Origin of the sequence: Anoxybacillus sp. (assembly GCF_036834105.1) — a bacterium.
In the GTDB taxonomy this organism is placed as follows: Bacteria; Bacillota; Bacilli; order Bacillales; family Anoxybacillaceae; genus Anoxybacillus.
Map to the genome: position 1 here is coordinate 1 of NZ_DAITON010000147.1, position 5,257 is coordinate 5,257.

Annotated in this window: 6 protein-coding genes and 1 tRNA gene; 4 read left to right on the forward strand and 3 right to left on the reverse strand. The window is 41.1% G+C overall.

The features are described from left to right. The first annotated feature begins 31 nt into the window (after positions 1-31). The 3 genes from V7Z64_RS11605 to V7Z64_RS11615 all read left to right on the forward strand — a co-directional run bounded on the left by V7Z64_RS11605 (position 32) and on the right by V7Z64_RS11615 (position 3,137). A complete protein-coding gene (locus tag V7Z64_RS11605) occupies positions 32-1,192 on the forward strand; it encodes an iron-containing alcohol dehydrogenase (RefSeq protein ID WP_297987183.1) in 1,161 nt (386 codons plus the stop codon). A 110-nt stretch (positions 1,193-1,302) separates the two neighbouring features. Continuing rightward, the gene (locus V7Z64_RS11610) at positions 1,303-2,652 is read left to right on the forward strand and encodes a glucose-6-phosphate isomerase (RefSeq protein ID WP_297987182.1); all 1,350 of its coding nucleotides are present in this window, start codon (positions 1,303-1,305) and stop codon (positions 2,650-2,652) included. An 80-nt stretch (positions 2,653-2,732) separates the two neighbouring features. Continuing rightward, on the forward strand, positions 2,733-3,137 hold the full coding sequence (locus tag V7Z64_RS11615; protein WP_297987181.1) for a YugN-like family protein: 405 nt from the start codon (positions 2,733-2,735) through the stop codon (positions 3,135-3,137). On the opposite strand, the gene V7Z64_RS11620 is transcribed toward V7Z64_RS11615, so the two are convergent. Continuing rightward, positions 3,129-4,097 (reverse strand): potassium channel family protein, encoded by a 969-nt coding sequence (locus V7Z64_RS11620; protein ID WP_297987180.1) that lies wholly within the window; start codon positions 4,095-4,097, stop codon positions 3,129-3,131. The genes V7Z64_RS11615 and V7Z64_RS11620 overlap by 9 nt on opposite strands. Positions 4,098-4,200: 103 nt before the next feature. Between V7Z64_RS11620 and V7Z64_RS11625 the strand changes: the two genes are divergently transcribed. After that, on the forward strand, positions 4,201-4,380 hold the full coding sequence (locus V7Z64_RS11625) for an H-type small acid-soluble spore protein (protein ID WP_297987179.1): 180 nt from the start codon (positions 4,201-4,203) through the stop codon (positions 4,378-4,380). Between the two features lie 35 nt (positions 4,381-4,415). On the opposite strand, the gene V7Z64_RS11630 is transcribed toward V7Z64_RS11625, so the two are convergent. Together V7Z64_RS11630 and V7Z64_RS11635 are read right to left on the reverse strand one after the other, a co-directional pair. Next, positions 4,416-4,488 (reverse strand) — tRNA-Ala (locus V7Z64_RS11630). A 46-nt stretch (positions 4,489-4,534) separates the two neighbouring features. Then, complete coding sequence (locus V7Z64_RS11635) at positions 4,535-5,158, reverse strand: HD-GYP domain-containing protein (RefSeq protein WP_297987178.1); 624 nt, start codon at positions 5,156-5,158, stop codon at positions 4,535-4,537. Positions 5,159-5,257 lie beyond the last annotated feature (99 nt).

A 5,257-nucleotide genomic window follows, 5' to 3' on the forward strand; every position in this document is an offset into this window, starting at 1 on the left:
TTAGAAATAATGAAAAAAAGGAGGGGTTTGGATGGAACATTTTATTTTTCATAATCCAACAAAGTTAATTTTCGGAAGAGGGCAAGTTGAACAATTAAGGAAAGAGCTCGCTCCGTATGAGCGTATTTTAATCGTATACGGTGGAGGAAGCATTAAGAAGAATGGTGTGTACGATGATGTCGTATCTATTTTACGTTCATTGAATAAGTCGTGGACAGAGTTGACCGGGGTTGAGCCAAACCCACGCTTATCTACTGTACAAAAAGGGATTGACATATGTCGTGAAGAGAAGGTTGATTTTATTTTAGCTGTTGGCGGTGGAAGCGTCATTGATTGTGCGAAAGCGATTGCGGCAGGAGCATTGTATAATGGAAATGCATGGGATTTTATTTCGAGGAAGACAACGGTTCAACACGCCCTTCCGCTCGGTACGGTGTTGACGTTAGCGGCGACAGGATCAGAGATGAATGCCAATTCTGTCATTACGAATTGGGAAACGAAAGAAAAGTACGGTTGGAGCAGTCCAGCTGTCTTTCCGAAATTTTCAATTTTAGACCCTGTTTATACAACAACCGTCCCGAGAGATCATACAGTATATGGAATTGTTGATATTATGTCGCACGTATTAGAACAATATTTTCATCATGCCTCAAACACGCCGTTACAAGACCGGATGTGTGAAGCGGTTTTACGGACAGTCATTGAAACAGCACCAAAACTCATCGAAGATTTAAAAAACGTCGATCATCGCGAAACAATTTTATATTGCGGAACGATGGCTTTAAATGGAATTTTGCGTATGGGACTGCGTGGGGATTGGGCAACACATAATATTGAACATGCTGTATCGGCTGTGCACGATATTCCGCACGCAGGTGGATTAGCCATTTTATTTCCGAACTGGATGAAACATGTGCTTGATGAACGTGTTGAACGCTTTAAACAGCTAGCTGTTCGTGTATTTGACGTTTATCCAGAAGGGAAAGGAGATCGTGAAATTGCACTAGAAGGAATCGAAAAACTTCGCGCGTTTTGGAACAGTTTAGGTGCACCACGCAGATTGGATGATTATCACATTCATGAAGATTCATTGCCAATCATAGCGGAGAAAGCGATGTCATTTGGTCCATTTGGAAATTTTAAGAAACTACATCATCATGACGTCATGGCGATTTTACAAGCTTCTTTGTAACGTGCGAAAAATGTCAAAATGAATCCGTTTACATGGTTTTTGGCAACTTGATTCTCTTTGTTTGTTTCGCTAAAGTGAAAGAGGATACCATCTTTGAGGAGGAAACGTACATGACGCATATTCAGTTTGATTATTCGAAAGCGTTATCGTTTTTTGGTGAACATGAATTGACGTATTTGCGTGACGCAGTGAAAGTAGCGCACCATGCTCTTCATGAAAAAACAGGTCAAGGCAACGACTTTTTAGGGTGGATTGACCTTCCTGTCGCGTATGACAAGGAAGAGTTTGCCCGCATTCAACAAGCAGCAAAAAAAATTCAAGAAGACTCTGATGTGTTGTTAGTTATTGGAATTGGTGGCTCTTATTTAGGTGCTCGCGCGGCAATCGAAATGTTGCAACATTCATTTTATAATGCCCTTCCGGCAGAAAAGCGGAAAACGCCGCAAATTATTTTTGTCGGCAACAACATCAGTTCTACATATATGCGCGACGTGGTGGATTTACTTGAAGGAAAAGATTTTTCAATTAACGTCATTTCAAAATCAGGAACGACGACGGAGCCAGCGATTGCTTTCCGTATTTTCCGTAAGCTTCTTGAAGAGAAATATGGAAAAGAGGGGGTGCGCAAGCGCATTTATGCGACGACTGATCGCGCACGTGGGGCATTAAAGACGTTAGCGACGGAAGAAGGATATGAAACGTTCGTTATTCCAGATGATGTTGGAGGACGCTACTCTGTTTTAACAGCTGTCGGTTTATTGCCGATTGCAGTAAGCGGAGCGAATATTGAAGCGATGATGAAAGGTGCTGCACAAGCACGTGAAGATTTCAGTAAATCAGAGTTAGAAGAAAACATTGCTTACCAATACGCTGCGGTGCGAAATGTGCTGTATAGCAAAGGGAAAACAATTGAAATGCTCATTAACTATGAACCGGCATTGCAATATTTTGCAGAATGGTGGAAACAATTATTTGGTGAAAGTGAAGGAAAAGACCAAAAAGGGATTTTCCCAGCTTCAGCGAACTTTTCAACTGACCTTCATTCTTTAGGGCAATATGTGCAAGAAGGACGTCGCGATTTGTTTGAAACGGTGTTAAAAGTAGAAACGCCACGTCATGAGTTAACGATTGAAGCAGAAGACAATGATTTAGACGGCTTAAATTACTTAGCGGGAAAAACAGTTGACTTTGTTAACACAAAAGCGTTTGAAGGGACATTGTTGGCACATACAGATGGGGGCGTGCCGAATTTAGTTGTTACATTGCCGCGATTAGATGAGTATACATTTGGTTATCTCGTTTATTTCTTTGAAAAGGCGTGCGCGATGAGCGGTTATTTACTTGGTGTGAATCCGTTTGATCAACCGGGGGTAGAAGCATACAAAGTAAATATGTTTGCTTTGCTCGGTAAACCAGGATACGAAGAGAAAAAAGCAGAGCTTGAAAAGCGATTGAAATAATTAAATTTAAAAGAGCTTTCCCTGCGTGCAGGGAAAGCTCTTTTTTTGGGTATGATACAACTAAAGGAGGAGTGAGGCAAATGATTGAAATTCCGTCTAGACTAGAAGGGAAAACATTTTTGTTAAATGTGTTAGAACAACAATTAGAACCGCTTGGGTATGTTATTGGTGGAAATTGGGATTATGATCACGGTTCGTTCGACTATAAAATGGCGGACGATGTTGGTTATCAATTTTTACGCCTCCCATTTGTCGCTGTAGATGGACAGCTCGACTCATATGGGGCAACGGTTCAGTTTAAGCGCCCTTACGTTCTATGTCATAAATATCAACGTGGATTAGATGACAATGTGCATGTCGGAAATGTGAGCGCCTCGTTTAATCAGTTTTCGGAACCAGAAGACCCAGATGCAACTATACCAGACAAATATGTATCGATGGCAAAAATGCTTGTCAAAGATGTAGAAGAACGATTATTACATTAACACAATGAGCTCATCTGTTTTTTGAATGGCTGTATGGCCTTGTGGATTGATCGTCACTTGTTGCTCGTTTGCAATGCCGATGAGCAACAGTCCCTCCCTTTTTAGCTCAGTAAGTAATGTATGAAATGACATACCGACCCATTCATCGTGAACAGTTAAACGCTTAATTGGATGTTTCTTTAACTGTTCCATGTCGTTTAATATGTTTGTGTCTGAAAGACAATTGGTCATTAAAAAACTGATCCATTTATTCGTTTCAATAACTGCATCGGCTCCCGCTCGTTTCGCATTATCGACTTGCGGTGTTGTTAGTACTTCGACAACAGTATATACATTCGGGTGGAGTGCTTTAATTGTCAAAAGAGTGACGATAGATGCTAAGTCGGCTTCTGCTTCACTTTTATGTTGGTTAGCGGTAACGATGACGGTACGGGCTTCGAAAACGTTTGCTTTTTTCCACACATCATCGTGGGTCGGATTTCCTTTAATAAAATGGATATGCTTCGGCACATCCCAACGCTTTAATGTTTCATCGATAACAAGGCACGGCACATGGGGAGGTAGAAGCGTGAGCAGTTGGCGAATCCGTTCATTCCAACCAACTAAAATAATATGTTGACCTTTTGTATAAGGGAGCTCCCCAGCTGATAAAGCGTTTTCTTTTGAAATGGCCTTCGCAGATAGCGTGACAAAATAAGCTGAGACGAACGCGGTGCCGAGCAAAATGAGAGCGATGGCGACAACTTTACCAACGACAGTTTTCGGAACGAGATCCCCATAACCGATAGTTGTTGTTGTGATGAGCGCCCACCATATTCCGTCAAATGTTGTTGAAAATGTTTTTGGCTCCACGATATGAATGACAATCCCAAATAAACAAATAATCGTTGTAATTGTTAGTATGATGCGCGCAAGCGGAGAAAGCCGCCAATATGAAGCGAGAAATTCGTACCATCTCATGTATATTTTCCCTCCTGTTTTTATCATTGTAGACGAGAAAATCTCGTTTCTTACATATTTTTTCTACAAAAACAAACGATATAAACGAAAGGAGGGAATGAAATTGGATATAAATCGCGTCAAGCAAATCGTTTCTTCCCCAGATGATATTCGTGTATGTTATCACGGTCAATCTGTTTGGATTGATGGGTACGATGAAGCAAGCCGAACAGCCACCGTACATATGCGTGGGAGGGAACATGAACGCCATACCGTTCCAGTGGAGGAATTGACGGAAGAGTAAAAGAAAAAACCCTTGCGTGGCAAGGGTTTTTTCTATGGAGCATACCGGGCTCGAACCGGTGACCTTCGCGCTGCCAGCACGACGCTCTCCCAACTGAGCTAATGCCCCTTTTCGCTTTTATTGTAAAAGTATTTTGCTTTTTCGTCAATGGATGTTATGAGATGATTGAGATCGTTTGCATAATTGTTTCTGTATTTCGTTCAATAGGAATCACGTGATTTTCCATCCATAACAAAAAAGAAGTAGTTAATCGTGGGTCGAATTGTGTGCCTGCCCCTTTTTTTATCTCTTCATAAGCTTCTTCCCATGTGAGTGATGTGCGATACGGGCGAATGCCGGTCATCGCTTCGAGTGAATCGGCTAAAGACACGAGCCGAGCGAGAAAGGGAATATTTTCTCCGCTTTGTTTGTTTGGATACCCCTTCCCATCCCAGCGTTCGTGGTGATATAAGACGATGTGAGAAATTTCAGTTGAAACATGGTAATCTTGTAGTACCCGTATGCCGAACAAAGGATGTTTTTTCATTTCATCAAATTCTTCTTTCGATAGTTTCCCTTTTTTCGTTAAAATGTGAGCAGGAACATATAATTTGCCGATATCGTGAATAAGTGCTCCGAATTGAAGTTCACGTTTTTGTCGATCTGTCAATTTTAAAAATGACGCGAAAGATAAAGCGATTTTTGTAACGCGATATGAATGAAGAAAAGTGAACTCGTCTTTCGTTGAGAGTTGACGCATAAGAAAGCAAAGCTCCATGTTTTTGAAAATAAAGGACATGTAGTTCGCCACCTAATATATTTTAAGTGTAAGTATCATCATATATACTAATCTAAATGATAATCATTTTCAAGCTAAATATTCTCAACATCGACGCCC